This window comes from Rhizobacter sp. P2_G4 (genome assembly GCF_056403575.1).
This window is the reverse complement of the sequence record NZ_JBFUFG010000010.1, coordinates 105,893-131,202: the sequence shown is the minus strand read 5'-3', so window position 1 is coordinate 131,202 and position 25,310 is coordinate 105,893. Positions and strand designations below refer to the sequence as shown.

The 25,310-nt window shown below is 64.0% G+C and carries 27 protein-coding genes; 17 read left to right on the top strand and 10 right to left on the bottom strand.

The annotated features are described in order from the left end of the window. Positions 1–5: 5 nt before the first annotated feature. The gene (locus AC1DYS_RS26415; RefSeq protein WP_477904536.1) at positions 6–1,748 is read left to right on the top strand and encodes a TolB family protein; all 1,743 of its coding nucleotides are present in this window, start codon (positions 6–8) and stop codon (positions 1,746–1,748) included. A 229-nt stretch (positions 1,749–1,977) separates the two neighbouring features. Here AC1DYS_RS26415 and metK read toward each other — a convergent pair whose 3' ends face one another. Continuing rightward, positions 1,978–3,159: a methionine adenosyltransferase gene (gene metK, locus AC1DYS_RS26410; protein WP_047490049.1), complete on the bottom strand. Its 1,182-nt coding sequence runs from the start codon at positions 3,157–3,159 to the stop codon at positions 1,978–1,980. A gap of 180 nt (positions 3,160–3,339) precedes the next feature. Between metK and AC1DYS_RS26405 the strand changes: the two genes are divergently transcribed. From AC1DYS_RS26405 to AC1DYS_RS26375, 7 genes are all read left to right on the top strand, one after another. Then, positions 3,340–4,212 carry a lysophospholipid acyltransferase family protein gene (locus AC1DYS_RS26405; protein ID WP_477904535.1) on the top strand — a complete coding sequence of 291 codons (873 nt, stop codon included), beginning with the start codon at positions 3,340–3,342 and terminating at the stop codon, positions 4,210–4,212. Positions 4,213–4,215: 3 nt separating this feature from the next. Next, positions 4,216–5,100: a lysophospholipid acyltransferase family protein gene (locus tag AC1DYS_RS26400; protein ID WP_477904534.1), complete on the top strand. Its 885-nt coding sequence runs from the start codon at positions 4,216–4,218 to the stop codon at positions 5,098–5,100. 148 nt (positions 5,101–5,248) lie between these two features. Continuing rightward, entirely contained in the window at positions 5,249–5,746 is a 498-nt protein-coding gene (locus tag AC1DYS_RS26395; protein WP_477904533.1) for a PACE efflux transporter, read from the top strand. Positions 5,747–5,820: 74 nt separating this feature from the next. Then, positions 5,821–6,666: a diaminopimelate epimerase gene (gene dapF, locus AC1DYS_RS26390; RefSeq protein WP_477904532.1), complete on the top strand. Its 846-nt coding sequence runs from the start codon at positions 5,821–5,823 to the stop codon at positions 6,664–6,666. Positions 6,667–6,685: 19 nt separating this feature from the next. Further along, positions 6,686–7,372: a DUF484 family protein gene (locus tag AC1DYS_RS26385; protein ID WP_477904531.1), complete on the top strand. Its 687-nt coding sequence runs from the start codon at positions 6,686–6,688 to the stop codon at positions 7,370–7,372. Between the two features lies 1 nt (position 7,373). Beyond that, the gene (locus AC1DYS_RS26380; protein ID WP_477904530.1) at positions 7,374–8,390 is read left to right on the top strand and encodes a tyrosine recombinase XerC; all 1,017 of its coding nucleotides are present in this window, start codon (positions 7,374–7,376) and stop codon (positions 8,388–8,390) included. 60 nt (positions 8,391–8,450) lie between these two features. Then, positions 8,451–9,632 carry a class I SAM-dependent rRNA methyltransferase gene (locus AC1DYS_RS26375; protein ID WP_477904529.1) on the top strand — a complete coding sequence of 394 codons (1,182 nt, stop codon included), beginning with the start codon at positions 8,451–8,453 and terminating at the stop codon, positions 9,630–9,632. On the opposite strand, the gene AC1DYS_RS26370 is transcribed toward AC1DYS_RS26375, so the two are convergent. Beyond that, positions 9,622–10,134 carry an Lrp/AsnC family transcriptional regulator gene (locus AC1DYS_RS26370; protein ID WP_477904528.1) on the bottom strand — a complete coding sequence of 171 codons (513 nt, stop codon included), beginning with the start codon at positions 10,132–10,134 and terminating at the stop codon, positions 9,622–9,624. The two genes, AC1DYS_RS26375 and AC1DYS_RS26370, sit on opposite strands and share 11 nt — an antisense overlap. A 135-nt stretch (positions 10,135–10,269) precedes the next feature. Here AC1DYS_RS26370 and glmS point away from each other — a divergent pair, with 135 nt between their 5' ends. From glmS to minE, 6 genes are all read left to right on the top strand, one after another. Next, positions 10,270–12,153, top strand: a complete 1,884-nt coding sequence (gene glmS / locus AC1DYS_RS26365) for a glutamine--fructose-6-phosphate transaminase (isomerizing) (protein ID WP_477904527.1) — start codon at positions 10,270–10,272, stop codon at positions 12,151–12,153. A gap of 695 nt (positions 12,154–12,848) precedes the next feature. Continuing rightward, complete coding sequence (locus AC1DYS_RS26360; protein ID WP_477904526.1) at positions 12,849–14,255, top strand: RAD55 family ATPase; 1,407 nt, start codon at positions 12,849–12,851, stop codon at positions 14,253–14,255. Positions 14,256–14,268: 13 nt separating this feature from the next. Next, entirely contained in the window at positions 14,269–14,712 is a 444-nt protein-coding gene (locus AC1DYS_RS26355) for a response regulator (RefSeq protein WP_477904525.1), read from the top strand. A 187-nt stretch (positions 14,713–14,899) separates the two neighbouring features. After that, complete coding sequence (gene minC, locus AC1DYS_RS26350; protein ID WP_477904524.1) at positions 14,900–15,664, top strand: septum site-determining protein MinC; 765 nt, start codon at positions 14,900–14,902, stop codon at positions 15,662–15,664. 15 nt (positions 15,665–15,679) lie between these two features. Then, positions 15,680–16,495, top strand: a complete 816-nt coding sequence (minD, locus tag AC1DYS_RS26345; RefSeq protein WP_477904523.1) for a septum site-determining protein MinD — start codon at positions 15,680–15,682, stop codon at positions 16,493–16,495. Between the two features lie 4 nt (positions 16,496–16,499). Continuing rightward, positions 16,500–16,766, top strand: a complete 267-nt coding sequence (minE, locus tag AC1DYS_RS26340; protein ID WP_047490024.1) for a cell division topological specificity factor MinE — start codon at positions 16,500–16,502, stop codon at positions 16,764–16,766. Between the two features lie 257 nt (positions 16,767–17,023). On the opposite strand, the gene AC1DYS_RS26335 is transcribed toward minE, so the two are convergent. The 7 genes from AC1DYS_RS26335 to AC1DYS_RS26305 form a co-directional block, all read right to left on the bottom strand. Further along, a complete protein-coding gene (locus tag AC1DYS_RS26335; protein WP_477904522.1) occupies positions 17,024–17,935 on the bottom strand; it encodes a restriction endonuclease in 912 nt (303 codons plus the stop codon). A 16-nt stretch (positions 17,936–17,951) separates the two neighbouring features. Continuing rightward, positions 17,952–18,626: a cytochrome c3 family protein gene (locus AC1DYS_RS26330; RefSeq protein WP_477904521.1), complete on the bottom strand. Its 675-nt coding sequence runs from the start codon at positions 18,624–18,626 to the stop codon at positions 17,952–17,954. 14 nt (positions 18,627–18,640) lie between these two features. After that, positions 18,641–19,120, bottom strand: a complete 480-nt coding sequence (locus tag AC1DYS_RS26325) for a nitrate reductase cytochrome c-type subunit (protein WP_477904520.1) — start codon at positions 19,118–19,120, stop codon at positions 18,641–18,643. Beyond that, entirely contained in the window at positions 19,117–21,624 is a 2,508-nt protein-coding gene (gene napA / locus AC1DYS_RS26320; RefSeq protein WP_477904519.1) for a periplasmic nitrate reductase subunit alpha, read from the bottom strand. The genes AC1DYS_RS26325 and napA overlap by 4 nt, the downstream gene beginning before the upstream one ends. Further along, a complete protein-coding gene (locus AC1DYS_RS26315) occupies positions 21,611–21,895 on the bottom strand; it encodes a chaperone NapD (RefSeq protein WP_477904577.1) in 285 nt (94 codons plus the stop codon). Before AC1DYS_RS26315 ends, napA begins: the two co-directional genes overlap by 14 nt. Positions 21,896–21,912: 17 nt before the next feature. Continuing rightward, positions 21,913–22,071 carry a periplasmic nitrate reductase, NapE protein gene (napE, locus tag AC1DYS_RS26310; protein WP_477904518.1) on the bottom strand — a complete coding sequence of 53 codons (159 nt, stop codon included), beginning with the start codon at positions 22,069–22,071 and terminating at the stop codon, positions 21,913–21,915. A 167-nt stretch (positions 22,072–22,238) separates the two neighbouring features. Continuing rightward, entirely contained in the window at positions 22,239–22,631 is a 393-nt protein-coding gene (locus tag AC1DYS_RS26305) for a SirB2 family protein (protein WP_477904517.1), read from the bottom strand. 256 nt (positions 22,632–22,887) lie between these two features. On the opposite strand from AC1DYS_RS26305, the gene AC1DYS_RS26300 reads away from it, so the two are divergent. Together AC1DYS_RS26300 and AC1DYS_RS26295 are read left to right on the top strand one after the other, a co-directional pair. Continuing rightward, entirely contained in the window at positions 22,888–23,322 is a 435-nt protein-coding gene (locus tag AC1DYS_RS26300) for a DUF1810 domain-containing protein (RefSeq protein ID WP_477904516.1), read from the top strand. 94 nt (positions 23,323–23,416) lie between these two features. Further along, positions 23,417–23,806, top strand: coding sequence for a hypothetical protein (locus tag AC1DYS_RS26295; RefSeq protein ID WP_477904515.1), 390 nt, complete (start codon positions 23,417–23,419; stop codon positions 23,804–23,806). Between the two features lie 34 nt (positions 23,807–23,840). On the opposite strand, the gene AC1DYS_RS26290 is transcribed toward AC1DYS_RS26295, so the two are convergent. Next, positions 23,841–24,767, bottom strand: coding sequence for a LysR family transcriptional regulator (locus tag AC1DYS_RS26290; RefSeq protein WP_477904514.1), 927 nt, complete (start codon positions 24,765–24,767; stop codon positions 23,841–23,843). A gap of 122 nt (positions 24,768–24,889) precedes the next feature. Here AC1DYS_RS26290 and AC1DYS_RS26285 point away from each other — a divergent pair, with 122 nt between their 5' ends. Continuing rightward, a complete protein-coding gene (locus AC1DYS_RS26285) occupies positions 24,890–25,291 on the top strand; it encodes a RidA family protein (RefSeq protein WP_477904513.1) in 402 nt (133 codons plus the stop codon). Positions 25,292–25,310: the final 19 nt, after the last annotated feature.

Below are 25,310 nucleotides of genomic sequence, written 5' to 3'. Positions count from 1 at the left end.
CACTCATGCAGCCGATCCGAAATGAAACCTCTGCCTCGCTCAAACGCCTGGCCACACTGATGGCGATCGTTGGCGCCACCGCAGCCGGTCTGGCCGCATGTGGCGGAGGAGGGGACAGCCCTTCACCCGCGCCGGCTCCGGTCACCCCGCCCTCGCCACCGCCGCCTGCGGCGCCCGGCACCGTGCTCAGCGGCAAGCTCTACGGACCGACGGGTGCGCAGGTCACCTTGCTGAACAACGGCGGCGACGACCTCATGGCCAGCGTCCTTGCGTCAGCCGGTGGTCCCTATCCCTATGACGCCACCGCATTCGCCTTCACCACCAAGCTGCTCGATGGCGTGGCGTACGCGGCCACTTTGAAGACCGTGCCTGCCGGCATGGCCTGCTCGGTCTACCAAGGGGGCACTGGCACCATGCCCGTCGCAGCGGGCGCCTTGCGCGTCGGGTGCGAGTACCAGTTCGACCATGTGAACCGCAGCACGGACGACAGCGTGGTCGGCACCTACTACGACACCTACCACTACAGCATGGGCGGCAGCGACGAGCCGATCGGCGCGACGACGCAGGGCTACGGAGAAGGGCGCTTTGTGGCCTTCACATCATCGGCTGCTGCACCGGGCGCGTCGAACGGCTACCGCCAGGTGTACTGGCGAGATCGTTACGACGGGACCACCTACCTGGTCAGCGCGGTGGGCGACGTGCCCGGCAACGACAACAGCTATGCGCCAGCCATCTCGGCCGACGGCCTGACGGTCGTGTTCGAGTCGTCCGCGAGCAACCTCGTGGCCAACGACACCAACGCGGTGTCCGACATCTTCGTCTGGTCACGGCTCGACCCGGGCAAGCTCACCCGAGTGAGCGTGGGCGCAAGCGACGTGCAAGCGAATGGGACCAGCAGCGAGCCTACGGTGTCGGGTGACGGCAAAGTGGTCGCGTTCTCCAGCGGCGCGAGCAACCTCGCCGGCGGCGTGAGTGGCAACAGCACGATCAACGTGATTCGCCGAGACCTGACGAGCGGCGCTAACACGCTGGTGACGAGCGACTACAGCAACGGCAGCGGTGTCGGCGGCGCGCGGCCGCATCTGTCGGAAGACGGCACACGGCTGGCCTTCTATTCGTACTCGTCGAAGATCGTTCCGGGCGATGTGAATGCCCTGTGGGACGTGTTCGTCTACGACAGCGGCACGGGTGCCAAGTCCCGTGTCAGCCTTGCCAGCACCGGCGGCGAGCGCAACCAGGGCAACGAAAGCACGAGCCGCGTCGTCGCGCCGGTGATCTCGGGCGATGGCCGCTACGTGGCCTATGCCACCACCTCGACCAACGTGGTCCCCAACGACACCAACGACAAGCAGGACGTGTTCGTCGTCGACACGCAGACCGGCAGTGTGGTGCGGGCCAGCGTGGGCACTGGCGGTACGCAGGGCAACGCCGACAGCCCCATCGGCCAAGGCGAGCGCTTGTCGATCTCGTACGACGGTGCCTGGGTCGCGTTCTCCACTTCTGCCAACAACATCGGTGCCGGCGCGGGTAGCTCGGGCGTCGGCAACGTGGTCATGCGCAACTGGGTGACCGGCGAGACGAAGGCGGTGACGGACAAGACCACCGGCAGCGTCAGCACGACCTCGATGTCGCGCAAAGCCGGCTATGTGCTGTTCAGCAGTTCGAATGCACTGGATGCACGCTTCACCGCGAGCGGTCTGTTCGCAGCTTTCACCGGCTTGCGGCCGTCGTTTGCTTGGGAGCAGTGAGCAGCGGGCTGCTGGCGTGGCTCGCTTGAGAGGAGCACTGCAGCACTTTCCATGAAAAAGGGGCGACTCGCGTCGCCCCTTTTGTCGTGTGTGCAGTTCCTTTTTACAGGCCCGCAGCAGCTTTCAGCACCTGGGCTTTGTGGCTTCGGCCGGCCCTGCGGGCCTTAACTTCGCTTTGCGAAATTAGCCTCGCCGCAAGACGTCCAAACCGCTGCGCGGTTGCCGGTCTTTACAGACCGGCCGCTGCACGCAGCGTGGCCGCCTTGTCGGTGCGTTCCCAGCTGAACTCCGGCTCCTCGCGCCCGAAGTGGCCATAGGCCGCAGTCTTCTCGTAGATCGGGCGCAGCAGGTCCAGCATCTGGATGATGCCCTTCGGGCGCAGGTCGAAGTGCTCGTTCACCAGCGCGGCGATCTTGTCGTCGGAGATCTTGCCGGTGCCTTCGGTGTAGACCGTCACGTTCATCGGCTTGGCCACGCCGATGGCGTAAGCGACCTGAATCTGGCACTGGCGCGCGAGGCCTGAGGCAACGATGTTCTTGGCCACGTAGCGTGCGGCGTAAGCGGCCGAGCGGTCGACCTTGCTCGGGTCCTTGCCGCTGAAGGCACCGCCACCGTGCGGGCAGGCGCCGCCGTAGGTGTCGACGATGATCTTGCGGCCGGTGAGGCCGCAGTCGCCTTGCGGGCCGCCGATGACAAAGCGGCCGGTCGGGTTGATCAGGTAGCGGGTTTCCTTCAGCCACTCTTTCGGCAGCACCGGCTTGATGATCTCTTCGATGATGGCCTCGGTGAACGAGGCCTTCATCTTGGTCGAGGTTTCGCTCTGGTCGGGGCTGTGCTGGGTGGAGAGCACCACGGTGTCGATGCTGTGCGGCTTGCCGTCCACATAACGCATGGTGACCTGGCTCTTGGCATCGGGCCGCAGGAAGGGCAGCCGGCCGTCCTTGCGCAGCTGGGCCTGGCGCTCGACGAGGCGGTGCGCGTAGTAGATGGGCGCGGGCATCAGCTCGGGCGTCTCATCACAGGCGTAGCCGAACATCAGGCCTTGGTCGCCGGCGCCGATGTTGAGGTGGTCGTCGGACGCGTGGTCCACGCCCTGGGCGATGTCGTTGGACTGCTTGTCGTAGCAGACCATCACCGCGCAGCCCTTGTAGTCGATGCCGTACTCGGTGTTGTCGTAGCCGATGCGCTTGATGGTGTCGCGCGCGACCTGGATGTAGTCGACGTGCGCGTTGGTCGTGATCTCGCCCGCCAGCACCACGAGGCCGGTGTTCGTCAGCGTCTCGGCGGCCACGCGCGAACGCGGGTCTTGCTTGAAGATCGCGTCGAGAATGGCGTCGGAGATCTGGTCGGCCACCTTGTCGGGGTGACCTTCAGAGACGGACTCGGATGTGAAAAGGAAATCGTTCGACACTCTTAAACTCCAGTAGGTTGCACACTGCGTTGCCGGCCTGGATCTTCTGGAGGAGCGGCGAACGCTTTAGCAGAATTTGTTGAGCTGATCTCCTGAAAGATTTGCCCGGCAGCGCCTTGAAGCCTCTGCATCGCCCTGCAAGTAGTTCATAACTCGGCGACGCCCGCATTATAGAAAGAGATGTTGACCCTTTTCCGATGGCTGTCCGGCCTTTCTCTGGGCCTATTGCACACGCTCGGCAGCGCCCTGGGTTGGTTGACCTACGCGCTCTCGCCCACTTACCGCCGCCGCATGGCCGCGAACGCGGCACAGGCGGGCTTGAGCGCCGCGCAATGGAAGCCCGCCATTGCCTCGGCGGGCCGCATGGTGATGGAGCTGCCTTACCTGTGGATGCGCCCGCCCGGCGAGACGATCCGCCCGCGCATGCGCTACGAGAACGAAGGCTTGCTCGAGGCGGCGCTGGCTCGCGGCAGGGGCGTGCTGCTGCTCACGCCGCACATGGGGTGCTTCGAGGTGGCGGCGCAGGCGATCGCCGAGCGATTTGGCGCCACCAGCCCGATCACCGTGCTTTACCGCCCGGCCCGCAAGCCCTGGCTGCGCGAGCTGGTGAAGACCTCGCGCGAGCGGCCGCAGCTGTTTGCGGCGCCCGCTTCGCTGGCCGGTGTGCGGCAGATGATCCGTGCGCTGCGCAAGGGCCAGATGGTGGGTTTGCTGCCCGACCAGGTGCCGCCCGAAGGCATGGGTGTATGGGCGCCGTTCTTCGGCCGCGAGGCCTACACCATGACGCTGGCCACGCGGCTGGTGCAGCAGACCGGCGCCGAGCTGCTGCTGACCTGGGCCGAGCGGCTGCCGCACGGTGCGGGCTATGTGCAACGCTTCCTGCCTTTCCCCGAGGCTTTACCTGCTGATGCCGCAGAATCTGCCGCGGCCATCAACCGCGCGATGGAGTCGCTGATCCGGCAGAACCCCGGGCAGTACCTCTGGGGCTACCACCGCTACAAGACGCCGCGCGAGCAGCCGGTGGCCGATGGCACCGAACAGAACAAGGAGTAGTCGTTGGAGTTGCTAGGTACACGCCTTCTGCTGGGCTTGCTGTGGTTGCTCCAGTGGCTGCCGATGCCACTGCTGGCCGCCCTGGGCCGCGGCCTCGGCCATCTGCTGTGGCTGGCCGCAGGCTCGCGCCGCAGCATCGCGCTGCGCAACCTCGAGCTGTGTTTCCCCAAGATGTCGGAGCAGGAGCGCCGCCTTCTCGCGAAGGAGCACTTTCAATGGCTGGGCCGCAGCATCCTCGAGCGCAGCCTGCTGTGGTTTGCGTCGGCCGAGCGGCTGAAGAAGGTGATCCAGGTCGAAGGCGACGTGAAGCTAGCCGAACGCAGCGACAAGCCGGTGATGTGGCTGGTGCCGCACTTCATGGGGCTCGACGTGGCCGGCGTCGCGGTGCTGATCTTCCAGAACCACGAAGGCTGCTCCATGTACCAGGAGCAGAGCAACCGTGCGATGAACGAAGTGATCCGCCGCGGGCGGTTGCGCTTCGGCCACGCGCAGATCTTTCCGCGCAGCGACAAGGCCTTGCCGCTGATCCGCGCCATCCGCCGCGGCGTGGCCTTCTTCAACCTGCCCGACATGGACTTCGGCGAGCGTGACGCCGCCTTCGTGCCCTTCTTCGGCGTGCCCGCCGCCACGCTGTTGGCGCCGTCGCGCATGGCGCGTGCGCTCGACATGGTCGTGCAACCCGTCATTGCCGAGATGCTGCCCGGCGGGCAGGGCTACAAGGTGCGCTTCGGCGAGCCGTGGACGCATTTCCCCACCGACGACCCACTGGCCGACACCGCGGCAATGAACCGCTGGATCGAAGAGGAAATCCGCCGCAACCCGGCGCAGTACCTGTGGGTGCACAAGCGCTTCAAGACGCGGCCGAAAGGCGACGCCTCGCTGTACTGAGGCGGCTCGGGCTCAGGCCCGAAATATTTGAAACAGATCTTCTTGAGAGGCGATGCGTCCGTCGGGCGCCTCGTCTCGAATGTCATTGCATGGCGCAGGCGAACATCCACTCGTCGCCGCGCTTCCTTCCATCCTAGAGAAGCTTGCAATGACCACCCTTCCCAAGACATTCGCCCATGGCCAGGCTGACGCCTCGACCGCACTCGCATCGCGTCCGCTTCGCAGCCGCCGCGAGCGCGCGCTGCAGACGCTGTGGTTCGAGGCCATCGGCCTTGCCGTCGTCAGCCCGCTGTTCGCCCATTTCTCCGGCGTGCAGATGGGTTCGTCGCTCTTCGTGCTGATGATGTTGTCGATCACCGTGATGACTTGGTCGGCCGTCTACAACAGCGTGGTCGACCGCATCGAGCGGCGTCTGGCGCAGCGCGTCGCGAGCGATCGGCCGCACCACTGGCGCGTGCTGCACGCGGTCGGACACGAGGTGTCTACCGTGGCATTCACCTGGCCGCTGGTGGTGGCCCTCACTTCACTCGGTTGGATGGATGCCCTGTGGGCAGAAGCCGGCCTGACGCTGGCCTACGCCGGCTACGGCTATCTGTTCCATCTGGTCTTCGATCGGTTGCGGCCGGTGCGGCCTCTGCCGGCTTGACGGCGAACCGGAACACCACGCTGCCGGACATCAGGACTTGATGTGTCTTCGGCTTAGGCGGCGATAATCGCGGCATGAAACTGCGGTTCACCAAGATGCAGGGCGCCGGCAACGACTTCGTCGTGCTCGACGCCACGCAAGCACCCATCGAGCTGAGTGCCGAGCAGTACCGCGTGCTGGGTGATCGCCGCTTCGGCGTGGGCGCCGACCAGATACTCGTCGTCGAACCCAGCCGCACGCCGGGTGTCGATTTTCGCTATCGCATCTTCAATGGCGGCAGCGGCGACGAGGTGGAGCAGTGCGGCAATGGCGCTCGCTGTTTCGTGCGCTATGTGCGCGACAAGCACCTCACCGACAAGACCACCATCCGCGTCGACACGGTCAGCAGCCTGCTCGAACTGCGCCTTCAAGCTGACGGCCGCGTGACGGTCGACATGGGCGCGCCGATCTTCGACGCGGCGCTCGTTCCGTTCGACGCCGCCGGCAGCCAGTCACGCCCGCAAGGCGACTTCGCGCTGTGGCCGCTCGACGTGGGCGCAGAGGTGGCCGTGCTCTCGATGGGCAACCCCCATGCAGTGCAGGTCGTGGCCGACGTCGACACCGCACCGGTCGAAACGCAAGGCCCGCTGATCGAGCGCGACCGCCATTTCCCACGCAAGGTCAACGCCGGCTTCATGCAGATCGTGAGCCGCAATCACATTCGCCTGCGTGTGTACGAACGCGGCGCGGGCGAGACCCTGGCGTGCGGTACCGGTGCGTGTGCGGCTGTCGTTGCCGGCATCCGCTTGGGCTTGCTCGACAGCCGCGTCAATGTTGATGCGCGCGGCGGCCGCCTCAGCGTCGAATGGCAGGGCGGCGGAAGCCACGTGCTGATGACTGGCCCCGCTGAAACCGTCTACGAAGGCGAGATCGAACTATGAGAACCATGAAGGGCGACCTGTGACCATCCAAGGCATCACCGAGCAAGACATCGCGAACTACCTGGCCAACACGCCGGGCTTTTTCGAGCGCCACGCTGAGTTGCTGGCCGCCATCCAGATCACCAGCCCGCACGGGCAGCGGGCCGTCTCGCTGCAAGAGCGGCAGATGGAAATGCTGCGCGACAAGCACAAGGGCCTGGAGCAGCGCATCGTCGAGATGATCCGCCACGGGCAAGAGAACGTGGCCATCGCCGACAAGCTGCACAAGTGGACGCGCGCGATCATGCTCACCACCAACCCTGGCGACTTGCCGGCGGTGCTGGTGAACGAACTCAAGCACCAGTTCCTCATTCCCCAAGCCGCCATTCGCGTGTGGGGTGCGGCCGAGGCCTTCGGCATGCTGGCCTTCGCCAAGGGTGTGAGCGAAGACGCACGCAGCTTCGCGTCCAGCCTCACCGTGCCGTACTGCGGCGTCAACTCGGGGTTTGAAGCGGTGTCGTGGCTGGAGGATTCGCGCGTCGTCGCGTCGATGGCGCTCATTCCGCTGCGCAGCGGCCTTCCTGACGCGGGGCCGGAAGCCTTCGGCATGCTGGTGCTGGCCTCGCCCGACCCCACGCGCTACAGCGCGGACATGGGCACCGAGTTCCTGTCGCGCATCGGCGAGATCGCCAGCGCCGGGCTCGCGCGGCTGCTGCCGGTGAAGTGACATGAAGACGCCGGCGGGACGAGCGCCTGGCCGCTCCCGTGCCGGCTCGCAGTCCGTCGGGGGCGGCGCGACGGATGTTGCCGGCGACGGTGTGGCCATCGTCAGGGACGAAGACATCCGGCTCCATCTGGTTCACTTGGAAGTCGAACGCCGCCTCGCAGGCCGCACGCTCTCGCTCTACGGCGACTCCCTCGCCAGGTTGCAGAGGTTTGCGGCTGATGCGGGTATCGCGATCCGTGCAGCGCAGGTGCATCACATCCGCCGCTGGGCCGCGCAGTTGCATTCCCAAGGGCTCGCTTCGCGCAGCATCGCGCTCACCCTGTCAGCCTGGCGCGGCTTTTACCGCTGGGCGGGGCGCGAGGGCATGGTGACACTCAACCCCGTCGAAGGCGTGCGAGCCCCCAAGGCCGCCAAGCCGTTGCCCAAGGCCCTGTCGGTCGACCATGCCGTGGCGTTGGCCGAGTCGGTCGACATGCCCGGCGCCCCGGCGCTCGCGGTGCGCGACCACTGCATGGTGGAGCTGCTCTACGGCTGCGGCTTGCGTGTGGGCGAGCTGGTCGGGCTCGATGTGCGGGCCGGAGCCCAGGCGGCCGGCTGGGTCGATGCGGCCGATGCCGCCGCCCATGTGCTCGGCAAGGGCGGCAAGCGCCGCCATGTGCCGGTGGGTGGCCCCGCTCTGAAGGCGCTGCGCGAATGGTTGACTCAACGAGCCTCGCTCGCTGCGCCTGACGAAGCGGCGCTTTTCGTCAGCCAGCGCGGCACACGCATCACGCAGAGCCAAGTGCGGTCGCGGCTGAAGGCGCGCGCCCTGCAGGCGGGCCTGCCCACCCACGTGCACCCGCACATGCTGCGGCATTCATTTGCCTCGCACCTGTTGCAATCGAGTGGTGACTTGCGCGCGGTGCAGGAACTGCTGGGCCACGCCAACATCACGACGACGCAGGTCTACACCAAGCTCGACTTTCAGCACCTCGCCAAGGTGTACGACGCTGCGCACCCCAGGGCCAAAAAGCGCTAGCAGCGGACTCATGATGAGTTTGATTGAGCGGCATCTCCGCCCGACTACACACACTAGGACATGAAAGCAATCACCCTGAGAGAAGGCAAGGAGCGCTCGCTGTTGAAGCGCCACCCCTGGGTCTTCGAGAGCAGCATCCAATCCGGCAAGGCCGATGCGGGGGAGACCGTGCGCGTGAACGCGCGCGACGGCAAGTTCCTCGCATGGGCGGCGTTCAGCCCGCAGTCGCAGATCCGCCTGCGCGCCTGGAGCTTCGACGAGGCCGAGCGCATCGACGCAGCCTTCTTCGAGCGGCGCATTGCGAAAGCCTTGGCCATCCGCGCTCGCCTGCCGATCGCCAGTGACGGCTTGCGCCTCATTCACGGCGAGGCCGATGGCCTGCCCGGGCTCATCGTCGATCGTTATGCCGACACGCTGAGCGTGCAGTTCCTGAGCGCCGGTGCCGAGCGGTGGAAGATCACCATCGCCGACCTCTTGCTCACGGCCACCGGCCTCACGCGCCTGTACGAGCGCAGCGACGCCAGCACACGCGGGCTCGAAGGTCTGCCTGAAGTGAAGGGCTGGTTGCGCGGCGAAGGCGCCACCGAACTGACCATCCGCGAACACGGCTGGCAGCTCACGCTCGACGTCGCCGAGGGCCACAAGACCGGCTTCTACCTCGACCAGCGCGACAGCCGCAAGCTCTTTGCCGACACGGTGCGCCACTTCGGGTTTCAGCGCGTGTTGAACTGCTACTGCTACACCGGCGGCTTCAGCGTCGCGGCATTGGCTGGTGGCGCGAGCCATGTGACCAGCGTCGACTCATCGGCCCCGGCGCTCGAGCGCGCCACGGCGCATGTCGCGCTGAACGGTTTCGACGCGTCGCACCACACCGCGCTCGATGCCGACGTTAACCAGACGCTGCGCGACGCATTGCAGCGCGGCGAGCGCTTCGATGCCATCGTGCTTGACCCACCCAAGTTCGCGCCGACTGCAGCGCATGCCGAGCGCGCTGCGCGCGCCTACAAAGACATCAACCGCCTGGCCTTCATGCTGCTGGCGCCCGGCGGCGCCCTGTTCACCTACTCATGCTCGGGCGGTATCAGCCCCGACCTGTTCCACAAGATCGTGGCGGGTGCCGGGCTCGATGCGAACGCGGACGGCCTCGTCTACGCGCGCACGGGTGCGGCACCCGATCACCCGATGACGGTGACCTTCCCCGAAGGCGAGTACCTCAAGGGCCTCGTGATCCTCAAGAAGTAGCGGCCGCCCGCGAGGCCTGCGGCAAAGCGATCGAAGGCTCGAACTTCGCGCGGTGCACGCTGAAGAAGCTCTTCACGTTGCGCACGTTCGCGTCTTGCGTGAAGAGCCGCTGCACCAGTGCGTGGTACGCCGCCATGTCGGCCACCTGCAGCACCAGCATGAAGTCGGGGCCCGGCGAGACGCGGTAGCACTGCTGCACGGCCGCGTCGCCCACGGCCTTCGTTTCGAAGGCAGCCAAGTGCTCGGCGCCTTGCCGATCGAGCGTCACCTCGGCCAGGGCGGTGAGCCCCGCGCCCAGGCGCTCGGCAGACAAGACCGCGATGCGCCGTTCGATCACGCCGGCCTCAACCAGCCGCTTCACTCGCCGCAGGCAGGTGGCTGGGGAGGTGTGTGCTGCGGCTGCGAGATCTTGATTGGACAGGGAGGCATCCCGCTGGAGCAGGCCCAGCAAGCGCAAATCGGTGTCGTCGAGGCTCAGCGGCGTTGATTCTGATTGCGACATTGCGTTGAAGATGAAATATTAATTCGCAGGATGATGATGGCGGTGAAGTATTTCATTTGGGCTAAAAATCTGCAAGCATTCGCCAAGAGGAGATGCCTACCATCCAGTCTGTTCCAGCCTCTGAGGAGACTCGTCATGTGTGGCATCGTCGGCGCCGTCAGTACCCGCAACATCGTTCCGATCCTGGTCGAAGGCTTGAAGCGCCTGGAGTACCGGGGCTATGACTCCTGCGGCGTGGCTGTGCATCAGAACGGCCAGCTGCGCCGCGCCCGCAGCACCGCCCGCGTGGCCGAGCTCGAGGCGAACATCGCGCACGACAGCATCGAAAGCGGCACCGGCATCGCCCACACGCGCTGGGCCACGCACGGCGCGCCGGCGGTGCACAACGCGCACCCGCATTTCTCGTCCGGGCCGGCCAAGGTTGCCCTGGGAGCCCAAGCCGCCGTGGGGCGGGTGGCGCTGGTGCACAACGGCATCATCGAAAACCATGACGAGCTGCGCAACGAACTCAAGGCGCGTGGCTACGTGTTCGACAGCCAGACCGACACCGAGGTCATCGCCCACCTCGTCGACCACTTGTATGACGGCGACCTGCTCGCCGCCGTGCAGCAGGCCGTGACGCGCCTGCGCGGCGCCTATGCCATCGCCGTGTTCTGCCGCGACGAACCGCACCGCGTGATCGGCGCACGCGAAGGCTCGCCGCTGGTGCTGGGCGTCGGTGCCGGTGACCGCAAGGGCGATTTCTTCCTCGCGTCCGACGCGATGGCCCTGGCCGGTGTGACCGACCAGATCGCCTACCTCGAAGAAGGCGACGTGGTCGATCTGCAGCTGGGCAAGGTGTGGGTCACCGCGCGCGCACCCGGCGGCACCACGTTCAAGGCGGTGGAGCGCGAGGTGCGCACGGTGCTCGTCCACACCGGCGCTGCCGAACTCGGCCCGTACCGCCACTACATGCAGAAAGAGATCTTCGAGCAGCCGCGCGCGATCTCCGACACGCTCGAGGCCGTGGGCGGCGTCTCGCCCGAACTCTTCGGCGACGGGGCCTACAGCGTCTTCAAGGATGTGGACCAGGTGCTCATCCTCGCCTGCGGCACCAGCTACTACAGCGGCTCGGTGGCCAAGTACTGGCTCGAGAGCATCGCCAAGATTCCGGTGAGCGTGGAGGTGGCCAGCGAATACCGCTACCGCGACAGCGTGCCCAACCCGCGCACACTCGTCGTCACCATCACGCAAAGCGGCGAGACCGCCGACACGCTGGCCGCGCTGAAGCACGCGCGCAACCTGGGCATGAAGCACACGCTGACGGTCTGCAACGTGGCCACCAGTGCCATGGTGCGCGAATGCTCGCTGGCCTACATCACCCACGCCGGCGCAGAGATCGGTGTCGCGTCGACCAAGGCCTTCAGCACTCAGCTTGTGGGCCTCTTCCTGCTGACACTAGCCCTCGCACAAGTGCGCGGCCATCTCACCGACGAGCAGGAGCGTGCCCACCTTAAGGCCCTGCGCCACTTGCCCGTGGCCGTGCAAGCCGTTCTCGCCCTCGAGCCGCAAGTCATCGCGTGGTCAGACATCTTTGCGCGCAAGGAGAACGCGCTTTTCCTCGGCCGCGGGCTGCACTACCCCATCGCTTGCGAAGGTGCACTCAAGCTCAAGGAGATCAGCTACATCCACGCCGAGGCGTATCCCGCCGGCGAACTCAAGCACGGTCCGCTCGCACTCGTGACCGCCGAGATGCCGGTGGTGACTGTGGCTCCCAACGACGCACTGCTAGAGAAGCTCAAGAGCAACCTGCAGGAAGTGCGCGCCCGCGGGGGCGAGCTGTTCGTGTTCGCCGACGCCGACTCGCACATCGAATCCGGCGAAGGGTTGCATGTGATTCGCATGCCCGAGCACTACGGCCCGCTGTCACCGATCCTGCACGTGATCCCGCTGCAGCTGCTGGCGTATCACACGGCGTGTGCGCGGGGGACGGATGTGGACAAGCCCCGCAATCTCGCCAAGAGCGTGACGGTCGAATAACTGGCGTTGGCGCTCTGGCAGTCGCCGGTCTTTTAGCTCGACGAGGCTCGGTCTTCGTGAGGCTGGGTTAGTCGCGCCGTCCACCGCGCCAACAGCCGACATCCCGTGACGAGCATCACGAAAATCGACTCACGTAGGACATGGCCTACAACGGGTAGTCCGGCACGCCTCTATGTCTTGCGACATCGGTGTTTCGATACTCAAGCCCATGAGTAAGCCATCGCACCCCATTTCCCCGCACGCCGGTTTCAAGGACGCAGATTTCCCGGGCGAGGGTCCCGGGGTTCGATCTGAGTTGAGGGAGGCACTCAACACCTTGAATGAGCGAATGCTCCAAGCAAAGCAGGCGCTTGAAGCAACGCATCGGCTGCTCGATCGCTACTCGCCGCACAGCGTCCCAAATAACTCGGACGCCCGTCGCGAGCAACTCAACAGCGCAGCACCGATTCAGAGGCCTTCCGCTTCATCTTGAACCGTTGTGTGTTCCTGAGAGCAACAGCTTCTGCCTGTCTCACGTGGCAAGGCCTTCTCGCCCATCGTGGCCACACCAAACCGCCCAGGAAATCCTCGTTAACCGAGCCAGAAGTTCGACATGCTTGTGCTCGCCGATGCCAGAATGTCGCCAAATTTTTTGGCCACGTCTGTTCAGAGGATGAAACTGGCAGTCGTGCTGAGTACCGGAAGAGGGAGCGAACATGTTGAAGAGACTACCGACTGAAGTGCCTGGCCTCGATACGATTCTGGGCGGCGGGCTTTTCGAGGGCGGCGTCTACATCTTCGAGGGTTCTCCTGGCGTGGGCAAGACCACCCTGGCGAACCAGATTGCTTACGTTCACGCGCGCAAAGGGACCACCACCCTGTACGTCACCATGCTCGCCGAGTCGCACGCGCGAATGCTGCAGCACATGGATGAGCAGACCTTCTTCGACCGCAAGTACGTCAACTCGAAGGTCTTCTACCTGAGTGGCTACAAAGACCTCGAGCAAGGCGGACTCAAGGGCGTTGTCAGTCTGCTGCGTGGAGAGATCAAGCGAAGCAGTGCGTCGCTTCTGATCGTGGATGGGCTGGTGGTCGAAGGCGAGCAGCGCAATACCGGTGATGTGGTTCGGCAGTTTGTGCATGAACTCCAAAGCCTGGTGAGCGCGATGTCCTGTACGTGCCTGGTCCTGACCAGCGGTCGTGGCAGCGTCCTGAGTGCCGAGCAAACCATGGTCGACGGAATCTTCGCCTTCGAGGATCGCTCGTTCCATTGGCGTGCCGAGCGTCGCATCCAGGTGCGCAAGTTCAGAGGGAGTCGCGTGATCCGTGGCGATCACACCTTCTGCATCACAGACGAAGGCTTGCGCTTCTTTCCGCGGCTTGAGGCGTTGCCCGCGGAGGACGCCGGCACGGCAAGTTCTCCGCGGCTCGTTATTTCTACCGGGCTCCCGTCACTGGACGCTGTCCTACGAGTTGGGGGCTTGTACTCCGGTAGCAATTCCATCCTGATCGGACAAAGTGGCACCGGCAAGACCAGTGCGGCGCTTGCGTTCGCCGGACAAAGCGACTTAGAGGAGCCCGGTCTTCTCCTTGCTTGCACGGAATCGGCTGAAGAGTTGAGGCGTCTCGGCACCGAACTCGGATTGGCAGTGGGCGAAGCAGTTGATTCGGGGGCTTTGACGATTGAAGAGTTGGGGCGTGAAGATGAATCGATGGACGAGATGGGGCACAAGCTGCTGCGCATGGTCGACGAGCTGAAAGTCCGCAGGCTGGTGGTCGACGGCTTGGCGGGGCTCGCCGACACGCTTGCGTTCCCCGAACGCGGCTACCGATTTCTGGGGCGCTTGCTGAGCGAACTGAAAAAGCGCGGTATCACATCCATATTCACTGTCGATCCCGATGCGCTGGCCGTTGCGGCGGCAACGCCCCTGGCCGAAGGCGTTGTCGGCTGGTTCGACAACGCATTCACCTTGACCCGCGGCGAGGGGCGAGATGGACGTGGCGCTCGCGCGTTGAAGGTCATGAAGGTACGTGGCGGCGGCGCCAAAGAGCCCATCGTCGACATCCAGCTGCTTCCAAGAGAAGCGACTGGCGATAGCGAAGCGAGCCGAAAAGGCAACTGACAAGGGGCGCCAAATGCAGCTGATTCTGGTTGTGGAAGATGAGCACGGCGCCGCCGAGGTGTTGAAGCTGCTGCTGGAATCTCACGGATACCGCGTGGCGGCAGCGGCGAATGGCCAGGAAGCCGTTGAGCTGCTCAGCGCCGAGAAGCCTTCACTGATCCTCTCCGATTTCATGATGCCGCACATGAATGGGGCGGAACTCGGGAACCACGTCCGGCGGGATCCTCTGCTGCGAGACATTCCGTTCGTGTTCACGAGCGGCACCAATGAGTCGATCGTGCGAAGCGCGTTCAAGGATTACGACGGATTCCTCTCCAAGCCATACGAAGTGGACCCGATGCTCGCGCTCTTGAACAAGCTGGTCACCAGCGGCCGACCGATCGCTGCGACCACCGCGGAGATCGATGATTCGATGCGACAGCTGCTCAAAGGGATCGAGCTTCCACCGGGAACTTAGTCCGAGGCTTCAAAGCTATAGAGAATCTCGCATCGTGAGATCGCCGAGGCCTCGTGAGTGTGTTCCGGTGGTCACCATTTGAGTTCAGCCGCGCTGGGTGCCAGGCACATCTGCGCCCGCTTGTAGTTGTGAGCCGACGCGGCGCAAGCAGCCGCTAAACTCGCAGCCTTTGCCGCTGTCTGCATTCATGGCTGTTGTCTCACCCGCCTCTACCACGCCAGCTGCCTTCGAACTGAAAAGCGCGAGCCTCTCGCTGGTGGCCGTTGTGCTCAAGACGACCGATCTGGCGCTGCTGTCGCAGGCGCTGGACGAGCGCTTCGCCGACGCGCCCGGCTTGTTTGACCAGGACCCGGTGGCGATCGACCTCTCGCTGGTGCGCGACAGCACCGAGGCGATCGATTTCGTGGCATTGGTGAATCTGTTGCGCGGCCACAAGATGTTGCCGATCGCGGCGAAGTCGGGCAGTGCCCTGCAGATGGAAGCCGCGCTCGCCGCAGGCTTGAGCGAGGCTCACGGCCCCGCTGCGCCGGCGCAGCCAGTGCGCAGCGTCAGGCCAGAAGATCTGCCGGCCACGCCCGCACCACCAGCGCCCGATGAAGCGCCCGCGCCGGCCCGCACGACGCTGATCGTCGACAAGCCGCTGCGCTCCGGCCAGCGCGTCTACGCCAAGGGCTGCGACCTGGTCGTGCTCGCGGTCGTGAGCCATGGTGCCGAAGTCATCGCCGACGGCAACATCCATGTCTACGCGCCGCTGCGCGGCCGCGCGCTCGCCGGTGCGATGGGCGACGCCGGCGCGCGCATCTTCTCGACCTGCATGGAACCGCAGCTGCTCTCCATCGCAGGCATCTACCGCACCACCGAAACCGAACTGCCCGCCAGCGTGCTGGGCAAGCCGGGGCAGGTGAAGCTCGACGGCGAGAAACTCGTTGTCGTGCCCCTAACCATCGACTAGAAGGACTCCCAACCAATGACCAAGATCGTCGTGGTGACTTCAGGCAAGGGCGGCGTGGGCAAGACCACGACCAGCGCCAGCTTCGCGTCCGGCCTCGCGCTGGCCGGCCACAAGACCGCCGTGATCGACTTCGATGTCGGGCTGCGCAACCTCGACCTCATCATGGGCTGCGAACGCCGTGTGGTGTACGACCTGATCAACGTCATCCAAGGCGAAGCGAACCTGAACCAGGCGCTGATCAAGGACAAGCAGTGCGACAACCTGTTCGTGCTCGCCGCCTCGCAGACGCGCGACAAGGATGCGCTCACGCAAGACGGCGTCGAGAAAATCCTCACCGACCTCGGAGCGATGGGCTTCGAATACATCGTGTGTGATTCACCGGCCGGCATCGAAACCGGCGCGCTGATGGCGATGCACTTCGCCGACGAGGCGCTCGTCGTCACCAACCCCGAGGTTTCGTCGGTGCGCGACTCCGACCGCATCCTCGGCATGCTGGCCTCGAAGACGAAGCGGGCGATCGACGGCAAGGAGCCGATCAAGGAGCACTTGCTGATCACCCGCTACAACCCCAACCGGGTGCAGGGCGGGCAGATGCTGTCACTCGACGACATCAAGGAAATCCTGCGCATCGAGCTGATCGGTGTCGTGCCAGAGTCCGAGACGGTACTCGACGCGTCGAACCAGGGCATACCGGCCGTGCACATGAAGGGCACGGACGTGTCCGAGGCGTACAAGGACATCGTCGCGCGCTTCCTCGGCGAGAGCCGCGAGATGCGCTTCACCGACGCACCCAAGCCCGGTTTCTTCAAGCGCGTGTTCGGTGGGAGGTAAGCACATGTCTCTCCTTTCCTTTCTGCTGGGCGAGAAGAAGAAGACCGCGAGCGTCGCCAAGGAACGGCTTCAGATCATCCTTGCGCACGAGCGCAGTGGCCTGGGCAAGAGCCGGCCCGACTACCTGCCCGCGCTCCAGCGCGAGCTGGTCGCGGTGATCTCGAAGTACGTGTCGATCAAGGCGGAGGACATCAAGGTCCACCTCGAACGCCAGGACAACCTCGAAGTGCTGGAGGTCAAGATCGAGTTGCCCGACGGCGTGCGCGGCTAGATTTGCCGCCCTTGTTGCAGAGGGCTGAGATACACCCCGCGGAGCAAGCAGCGAAGCGAGCGCGGGCCTTGCTCGCGATGACGCTGGCCTGCTCTTATGCCCCTCACCCGGGGGCCGGATCGGCTGCCCTTCGCATGAAAATTATCCAGTGCTAAGGCCGCAGCCGAGTCAGAACAATGGAGCAATGCTCCTTCGCCACCGCGCTTGTTAGAGAACTTGCTCGCATTGAAACCCGCCACGGATCAACGGTGCGTGAATCACAATGTGTTGAGGTGATAGCAAGCCTGCGAATGAAATTTCATCTTCGCCGGGTCTTCAATGCACTGCTCCGGCTCAGGCGCCTGCGACAACTGCGCGCATCCCAGGATGTCGAAGAAGCGCTCACAGTCGACGAGCTCGATTGGCATGATCGTTTCTGTGATTCTTCTAGCTGCACCAATCGCCCCTCTAGTGAAGCGCGATGACGAAACGAAGGCACCTCGTCTGTATCCTCCAAGCATAAGAGAGCCCAGGAAGGCCCTGATTTGCTCGACTCCTACAGAGTTCTTCTGCCTCTTCACTTGGACACCAATCCGTTCCCCCGAATCGGCCCGCAGTATGACGTCGATTCCGCCATCATTTGAGTAGGCAGTCACCAACGGGTGATAGTCAAGATCTGCGAATACGCTGGCGACAGTGAGTTCGAAAAGCCTAGGGTGCATCACCGCTCGTCGTTCAAATTCTCGTGCGAGGTAACGCCTCACCTCCTGAATGGGAAGCTCGATGTTGGCTAGGTCCAGTTCCATTAGCGCTGGCGCCAATGCAAGCGTGACTACCCATTGCTGACAGCTCATTGCTGGTAGAACAGCGCGATCCTCAGCTATCCACCAGCCGCACATGGGACAAATGTGCAGGCAAACCTTCCTCTCAACGATATCGCCGCTCAATATCGAGTTCGGATGATCTTTGGGCAAGCCATAGACGTGCGACTTATTTACTCGCGCGAAAGCCGCCTTGAATTGCTCATACGACAAATCCCAACAACCTGGATCGTAGTGATCATCGGTAGCGTGGCCACAGTAAACGCATCGAACATCATCTTCTGTCCCCAGATTGCCTCTCCACATGGGCAGATCGCAAGTCGCTAGAGTCGAACGACTGTCGGATTGAACGTGGCGTCGTGGCTTCATCGCTAAGCTCCAGACCTCAGTTCGAGACGGCAATCGCTGCTTGCGAGACCGGTACCACATTGCCCGCGTTCTGTGGCATCGGAACCATCTGCCCCGGCGTATCTGTAGGCGCTTCGCCGGGTGGGATGTGCGGCAAGTGGTGGGCGATGCCTTTGTGGCAATCGATGCAGGTCTTCTCCTTGCTGGCAAGGTAAGTCGAATGCATGTTCTGTGCACGAACGCTCTGCCGCGTGAAGTCCATCGAGGCGTACTGATGGCAGTTGCGGCACTCGAGCGAGTCGTTGGCCTTGAGCCGCGCCCATTCGTGCTGCGCCAGTTCAAGGCGCTTGTCGCGGAACTTCTCCTGCGTGTCGATGGTGCCGAAGATCTTGCCCCACACCTCCTTGGAGGCTTGCATCTTGCGGGCCATCTTGCTCGTCCACTCATGAGGCACGTGGCAGTTGGAGCACACGGCCCGAACGCCTGAGCGGTTGGTGTAGTGGATGGTGGTCTTCAACTCTGCGAAGACGTTGTCCCGCATCTCATGGCAGCCGGTGCAGAAGGCTTCTGTGTTGGTGGCCTCCATCGCGGTGTTGAAGCCACCCCAGAAGACGATGCCCGCAACAAAACCCGCAATGGTGAGAATGCCCAGGCTGAAGTGGACGCTGGGCCGCGACAAGATGCCCCAGTAGAACTTGATGAGCTTGAACATGCTCGTCTCCTCTTCTATTTCTTCTTGGACGTGGTGGGTGCCGATGCGGCGGCCGGCGCGATGTCACCTTCGTCGCCCTTGAAGCCGTTCCCTACGATGGGCGGCACGGCGTCCTGGGCCACGTGGCACTGCTGGCAGAAGTAGCGCCGCGTGGACACATGGTCCAGGACCTTGCCGTCTCGGTCGATGTAGTGCGTGGCGCTGACAGGGATGGCCTGCGAGAACGGCGTTCGAGCGCGGGCATGACAGTCCAGGCACTTGTTGAAGTTCTTGTCGACCTGGTAGCCGTCGACGCGGTGCGGGATGACCGGCGGCTGGTAGCGGTGGTTGCGCTTGAGCCGGTTGTCGTCGTTGATGGCGTTGCCCAGTCTCGGGGGTGTGGCTTCCTCCGTGATGGGCGTGGGGCCGCGCGCTGCATCGACGAAGGGTGCTGCAATCGCTTGGTGCTGCACCAGCACCAGCGACAGGATGGCCAGGATGTGCCGGGCGCTCATGCTCCGCGCTCCGGCTTGACCTCGCCGACCTTCACGATCTTGACGGCGCACTTCTTGAAATCCGTCTGGAAGCTGATGGGGTCGGTGGCGTCGAGCGTCACTTTGTTGATCAGCTGACTCGCGTCGAACCACGGTACGAACACCAGTCCTCGCGGCGGCTTGTTGCGGCCGCGAGTCTCGACGCGTGTCTTCATCGAGCCACGGCGGGAGCTGATCTCGACTTCAACGCCGCGGCGCAAGCCGAGCGCGGCCGCGTCGTCGGGGTGCATGTAGCAAACCGCGTGAGGCACCGCGCGGTGCAGCTCGGGAACGCGGCGGGTCATCGAGCCGGAGTGCCAGTGCTCGAGCACCCGACCCGTTGACAGCCAGAACGGGTAGTCGTTGTCTGGTGCCTCGGGCGGTGGTTCATAGGGCAGGGCATAGATGCGCGCCTTGCCGTCGGGGAATCCGTAGAACTGGAAGTCCGTTCCGGCCTTGACGTAGGGGTCGAGCCCTTCCTTGTAGCGCCAGCGTGTTTCCTTGCCGTTGACGACAGGCCAGCGGAGGCCGCGCTCCTGGTGGTACGTGTCGAAGGGCGCGAGGTCGTGGCCGTGGCCCCGGCCAAACATGGCGTACTCCTCGAAGAGGCCCTTCTGCGGATAGAAGCCGAACGCCTTGGCCTCGTCATTCGCATAGCCGGCCTCGACATCGCTCACAGGGAACTTGTCGACCTGCCCGTTGCGGAAGAGGACGTCGAAGAGCGTCTTGCCCTTGTACTCGGGCTTCTTCGCAATGAGTTCAGGTGGCCAGACTTCCTCCACTTTGAATCGCTTGGAGAACTCCATCAGCTGCCAAAGGTCGGAGCGCGCATCTGCCGGTGCATTGACGAGCTGGTGCCAGAAGTGCGTGCGGCGCTCGGCGTTGCCATAAGCGCCTTCTTTTTCAACCCACATGGCAGCGGGCAGGATGAGGTCGGCAGCGACGGCGGTGACCGTCGGGTACGCGTCAGACACGACGACGAAGTTGGCGGGGTTGCGGTAGCCCGGGTAGCCCTCCTGCATGAGGTTCGCGCCCGCCTGCATGTTGTTGTTCACCATCACCCAATAGGCGTTGAGCTTGCCGTCCTTGAGCATTCGGTTCTGCAGGACCGCGTGGTACCCCGGCGTGTCGGGAATGGTCCCGTGCGGCAGCTTCCAGATTTCTTCTGCGTGCTCCCGATGCTTCGGGTTGGTGACGACCATGTCGGCCGGAAGCCGGTGCGCAAAGGTGCCGACCTCTCGCGCCGTGCCGCAAGCCGACGGTTGGCCGGTCAGCGAGAACGGGCTGTTGCCGGGCGTCGAGATCTTGCCGGTCAGCAGGTGGATGTTGTAGACCATGTTGTTGCACCAGACACCGCGGGTGTGCTGGTTGAACCCCATCGTCCAGAACGACATCACCTTGATCTTCGGGTCGGCGTACAGCTCGCCGAGTGCTTCCAACCGGTTCTTGGGGACACCCGTCAGCTTGGCGGTGTACTCGAGGTCGTAGGTCGAGACGAACTTGGCGAACTCGTCGTAGCTCATCGGCTGCGAGCCGCCGGCCTTGGCGCCGGCGTTCTTGGCGGCCTTTTGCAGCGGGTGCTCGGGCCGCAAGCCATAGCCGATGTCGGTGTTGCCCCGCAAGAACGTGGTGTGCTTCTCGACGAAGCTCTTGTTCACCCGCCCCGTGCTGATGATGTAGTGGGCGATGAAATTGAGGATGGCCAGGTCGGTCTGCGGCTTGAACGTCATTTCGATGTCGGCAAGCTCATAGGAGCGATGTTCGAACGTCGAGAGAACGGCGACCTTCACATGCTCCGCGCTCAGCCGGCGATCGGTGACCCGCGTCCACAGAATCGGGTGCATCTCGGCCATGTTCGAGCCCCACAGCACGAACGCGTCGGCCACCTCGATGTCGTCGTAACAACCCATGGGCTCGTCGGCCCCGAAGGTGCGCATGAAGCCGACGGCGGCAGACGCCATGCAGTGCCGGGCGTTCGGGTCGAGGTTGTTGGTCCGGAAGCCCGCCTTCATCAACTTGAGCGCGGCGTAGCCTTCCCAGACCGTCCACTGCCCGGAGCCGAACATGCCCACGGCAGTGGGGCCTTTCTCCTTGAGAACGCGCTTGAACTGCTCGGCCATGACGTCGAACGCCCGGTCCCAGCTGACGCGCTCGAACTCGCCGTCCTTCGCGTACTTGCCGTTCTTCATGCGCAGGAGCGGTGTCGTCAGGCGGTCCTCGCCATACATGATCTTGGAGAGGTAGTAGCCCTTGATGCAGTTGAGGCCTCGGTTCACCTCTGCCTTGGGGTCGCCTTGTGTGGCGATGACGCGGTTGTCCTTCACTGCAACCGACACCCCGCAGCCCGTGCCGCAGAACCGGCAAGGGGCCTTGGACCATTTGACGTTCGCGTCRCCACTGCCTTGGGCCACAACGGGTATCGAAATACCTGCGGTGGCGCCCGCCGCAGCCGCGGCCGAGTTCCTGATGAAATCACGCCTGAGCATTCGGCAACTCCTCATTCATTACTGCCAGCCTGTCGGCGCACTGGTACACGAGCGCGGCAGAGAACACGCCGTCCATCCGCTGGATCTCCATCACGCGCTGCGACATTTCTTCCGCCGATGACGTCTCAATCGTCACCACGAGCTTTCCGATGTCCGAGGCGCCGTGGATGCAGGCCCCGGCGATGTTCCTGATCTGGTCGGACACGCTGGCCAAACGAGCAGGAGGCGCGTGGACGACCATGCTTGCGATGTGCAGCTCTTCGTCCAACACCTTGGCTGCGAGCGCGTTCAAAAGCGAGGACCCGGTGGGCCGGCGAACAGCTGGTACATCCAGACGAGAAAGCCGTAACCCGTGACGACCGCGATCGCCAGGGCCGGCGCGAGCACTGCAGTGAGCAACAGGAAGCCGCGCAGCTCTTGCGACTTGGTGCCGGGTGGTCTGTCCACGTGAGGTCTCCATTCCAAGGTTTTTATGACGGCACTTTCTGTTGCGACAGGGTCGCACCGGGCTTGGTGCCCAGCTGGAAAGTTCGACTGTTGATCGATCATCAAGGCCTGCCAGGCCGGCCCGTTTGATCCAGATCAACAGGAGGGTTGAAAGAGGCTTGGAGCGTCTAGGCCATGAGGCTGAAAACGCCCCATGCGCTCTTCGTGATGGCGACCGAGACGATCCACCCAGCGGTGGCCATCGCCGCCAGCCACGCTGCCACGCGAACGCGCTTGGAGCGCGTCGGGCGCATGGCGATGACGCCCAGTGCGACGTAGATCACGACGCCCACCACCTTCGCCATCAGCCAAGGGGCATTTGCTGGCGTCAAGCTCAGCATCCACGCGAGGGTGAGCGCCGAGAGCAGCAGCACGGTGTCGATGAGGTGCGGGAGTGTCTTGGCCAGGCGGATCTGCACCCAGGTAGCACCCGAGAGCGACGCTGCGCCTCGAACGAAGAACCCGGTCAGTGACAGCGCGACCGCACTCTGGTGGATGAGCTTGACGGTCATGTAGTCCATTGCTTTACCCTGGGGCTACCGTCCAGCTGCGTACGAAAGAGGATGGGCCAGTGGCGAATCGCGTAGACGCCAAAGCCGGCAGACCAGATGCTGGCCAGTGCGACCTTGAGCCGTTGGGTGAAGGGGCTTTTCGTATGCATCTATCGTAGGAAAGAGATGCTGTGGTTGCTTTGACATGCATCAAAGCCGACTCGAGATCCTGGTCTGACGCAGGCGCGCTACCCGCCTCCCGCCGGCTCACTCATACGGAGCAGATATGGACATCGAATCGAACAACCTTGAGCGGTTCGTCCGCGCGCAGCGCCCGGTGTACCAGAGCGTGCTGGAGGAGCTTCGACGAGGTCGCAAGACCACCCATTGGATGTGGTTCGTGTTTCCTCAACTTCGTGGCCTGGGGCGCAGCGCCATGGCCCTCACCTACGGCTTACAGTCTGCTGAGGAAGCGGCTCGATACTGGCGTCACCAGGTGTTGGGCCAAAGGCTCAAGGAGTGCACCGAACTTGCACTCGCCGCGGGTGACGGCAAATCGTTGCACGACATCTTTGGAAGCCCGGACGACATGAAGTTCTGCTCGTGCATGACCTTGTTCGCGAGCGTCGTGCCGAACGAAGGTCCCTTCGAGGCAGCCATCTCGAGCCTGTGCGATGGGCGAAGAGATGCACGAACGCTGGAGTTGCTGGGAGCCACGTGATGGAGCTTGGTGACGCTCGAGAGATCCTTCGCCGGAGGGGCGGCTCAAAGCTCTCATGTAAAACGGTAGGTTTCGTCAAAGGCAAACAACTCGAATGTCCCCGTATCTGAAGCACATCGACTGGAAGGTTGTCCTGCTCACCTTGTTGGCTTGTTATGGCGTCCCGGCCGCTCTGGTCGGAGCGGCGTCCGCGTTGGGGTTGCAGCACGCCATGCCGTCGCAGGCCGGGCAAGCGATGGCCTCGTTCTTTGCCTTCCTCGCCTTGCTCGTTCCCCCCGTTGCGGCGGGCTACGTCGCCGCACGCTTCGCGCGCCAGCTGCCTCGTCTTCAGGTCATGGCTGTCGGCGTGCTTGGCGGGGTGCTGTCGCTGGTGGTCTTCAGGACATCTCCGAGGGCCATGCTGGCCTACATCATTGCTTCCATCGCACTGGCAGCCCTGGGCGGGTTCATCAGGCTGCAGTCCGTCAAGCGAGAAGAGGGCTAGCCTGGTAAAGCCGGGGCAGACCTCTAGTCACGGATTACGCCGCACGGTGACCGTTGACCGGCGCATGCTGCGCCATCAGCTCAACGATCCAATCGATGAACACGCGCAGCTTGGCGCTGACATGCCGGTTCGGCGGAAACGCCACGTACAAGGGCATCGGATCGAAGCGCCAACCGGTGAACAGGGGCACCAGCTCGCCACGCGCCAAGTGCGCCTCGGACATGTAGTGCGGCAACCAAAGGACGCCCATGCCCGCCAGGCCGGCCGCGAGGTAGGCGTTGCCATCGTCTACTGAAAACACGTAGCGGCCTTGCACTTCGACGCGCTCGCCGTCGCGGTGCATGGCATATGGAAACGGCTTGCCGGTGCGCGACCAAAGAAAGCCGACGATGCGGTGGTGCGTGTTTTCCAGCTCGAGCGGATGCGCGGGCGTGCCAGCGCGTTCCAGGTAGCTCGGCGCGGCGTAGGCCCCGAGCTGCAGGTCGCCCACGCGGCGTGCCATCAGCGACTGGTCGGTGAGCTCGCCACCGCGCACCACGCAATCCACGTTCTCGTGGATCAGGTCCACCATGCGGTCGCTGACGCCCATGTCGAGCTGGATGTCGGGATAGCGCGCGTGGAAAGCAGGCAATGCCGGCACGAGGATCATGCGGGCCAGCGGACTCGGCACGTCCACGCGCAGCCGGCCCCGGGGCGAGGCCGAGGCGCTGGACAGGCTGGTCTCGGCATCGTCCATGTCGGCCAGCAGGCGCACCACGCGCTCGTAGTAGGCCGCGCCATCGGCCGTCACGTTGACCTTGCGCGTGGTGCGGTTGAGCAGCTTGACGCGCAGCCGCGCCTCCAGCTGTTGCACCAGCTGCGTCACGCTGGTCTTGCTCATGTGAAGTGTCTCGGCCGCCTTGGTGAAGCTGCCGGCTTCCACCACGCGAGCGAAGGCCTGCATCGCATCGAAACGGTCCATCGGCTCCTACCTCTTTCGAATATTGTTTGAGATCGGCAAACAGTGATTGTTGGCCTTGCTTGTTTATCCGAAAGAGGCAGATCCATAAAGTCCCTTCACCCTGAACAACAAGGCAATCCATCATGAGCACAAGAGATGTCGTTTTCCCGGCCGGCCGCCAAGCGCTCTACGAGCGCAATCGCTATTCGCCGGCGATCCGGTCCAATGGTTTTCTGTTCGTCTCGGGCCAAGTGTGCAGCCGCCCGGACGGCTCGCCCGAGCCCGAACTGCAGGCGCAGGTGCGCCTCGCGTTCGAGAATCTGAACGCGGTCCTGGCGGCTGCAGGCTGCACCTTTGACGACGTGGTCGACGTCACCGTCTTCATCGTCGATCCCGAATCGAATTTCGAGACGGTCTGGAAGGTGGTGCCGGAGTACTGGGGCAATGCGCCGCACCCAACGCTCACCGGCATCGGCGTGACGTGGCTCTATGGCTTCCAGTTCGAGATCAAGGTGGTCGCGAAGCTCCCCGAAGGCGGGCGATAGTGGTCGGGTGGGCGGTGCC

What these genes read in the sequence shown, in the direction of transcription:
- AC1DYS_RS26305 (WP_477904517.1), bottom strand. Translation starts at nt 22,631, where the DNA reads ATGGACTACATGACCGTCAAGCTCATCCACCAGAGTGCGGTCGCGCTG.
- AC1DYS_RS26355 (WP_477904525.1), top strand. Translation starts at nt 14,269, where the DNA reads ATGCAGCTGATTCTGGTTGTGGAAGATGAGCACGGCGCCGCCGAGGTG.
- AC1DYS_RS26375 (WP_477904529.1), top strand. Translation starts at nt 8,451, where the DNA reads ATGAAAGCAATCACCCTGAGAGAAGGCAAGGAGCGCTCGCTGTTGAAG.
- AC1DYS_RS26360 (WP_477904526.1), top strand. Translation starts at nt 12,849, where the DNA reads ATGTTGAAGAGACTACCGACTGAAGTGCCTGGCCTCGATACGATTCTG.
- AC1DYS_RS26285 (WP_477904513.1), top strand. Translation starts at nt 24,890, where the DNA reads ATGAGCACAAGAGATGTCGTTTTCCCGGCCGGCCGCCAAGCGCTCTAC.
- minD (WP_477904523.1), top strand. Translation starts at nt 15,680, where the DNA reads ATGACCAAGATCGTCGTGGTGACTTCAGGCAAGGGCGGCGTGGGCAAG.
- AC1DYS_RS26300 (WP_477904516.1), top strand. Translation starts at nt 22,888, where the DNA reads ATGGACATCGAATCGAACAACCTTGAGCGGTTCGTCCGCGCGCAGCGC.
- AC1DYS_RS26325 (WP_477904520.1), bottom strand. Translation starts at nt 19,120, where the DNA reads ATGAGCGCCCGGCACATCCTGGCCATCCTGTCGCTGGTGCTGGTGCAG.
- AC1DYS_RS26415 (WP_477904536.1), top strand. Translation starts at nt 6, where the DNA reads ATGCAGCCGATCCGAAATGAAACCTCTGCCTCGCTCAAACGCCTGGCC.
- glmS (WP_477904527.1), top strand. Translation starts at nt 10,270, where the DNA reads ATGTGTGGCATCGTCGGCGCCGTCAGTACCCGCAACATCGTTCCGATC.
- AC1DYS_RS26405 (WP_477904535.1), top strand. Translation starts at nt 3,340, where the DNA reads ATGTTGACCCTTTTCCGATGGCTGTCCGGCCTTTCTCTGGGCCTATTG.
- AC1DYS_RS26330 (WP_477904521.1), bottom strand. Translation starts at nt 18,626, where the DNA reads ATGTTCAAGCTCATCAAGTTCTACTGGGGCATCTTGTCGCGGCCCAGC.
- minC (WP_477904524.1), top strand. Translation starts at nt 14,900, where the DNA reads ATGGCTGTTGTCTCACCCGCCTCTACCACGCCAGCTGCCTTCGAACTG.
- AC1DYS_RS26290 (WP_477904514.1), bottom strand. Translation starts at nt 24,767, where the DNA reads ATGGACCGTTTCGATGCGATGCAGGCCTTCGCTCGCGTGGTGGAAGCC.
- AC1DYS_RS26395 (WP_477904533.1), top strand. Translation starts at nt 5,249, where the DNA reads ATGACCACCCTTCCCAAGACATTCGCCCATGGCCAGGCTGACGCCTCG.
- minE (WP_047490024.1), top strand. Translation starts at nt 16,500, where the DNA reads ATGTCTCTCCTTTCCTTTCTGCTGGGCGAGAAGAAGAAGACCGCGAGC.
- AC1DYS_RS26295 (WP_477904515.1), top strand. Translation starts at nt 23,417, where the DNA reads ATGTCCCCGTATCTGAAGCACATCGACTGGAAGGTTGTCCTGCTCACC.
- AC1DYS_RS26370 (WP_477904528.1), bottom strand. Translation starts at nt 10,134, where the DNA reads ATGTCGCAATCAGAATCAACGCCGCTGAGCCTCGACGACACCGATTTG.
- AC1DYS_RS26335 (WP_477904522.1), bottom strand. Translation starts at nt 17,935, where the DNA reads ATGAAGCCACGACGCCACGTTCAATCCGACAGTCGTTCGACTCTAGCG.
- dapF (WP_477904532.1), top strand. Translation starts at nt 5,821, where the DNA reads ATGAAACTGCGGTTCACCAAGATGCAGGGCGCCGGCAACGACTTCGTC.
- AC1DYS_RS26380 (WP_477904530.1), top strand. Translation starts at nt 7,374, where the DNA reads ATGAAGACGCCGGCGGGACGAGCGCCTGGCCGCTCCCGTGCCGGCTCG.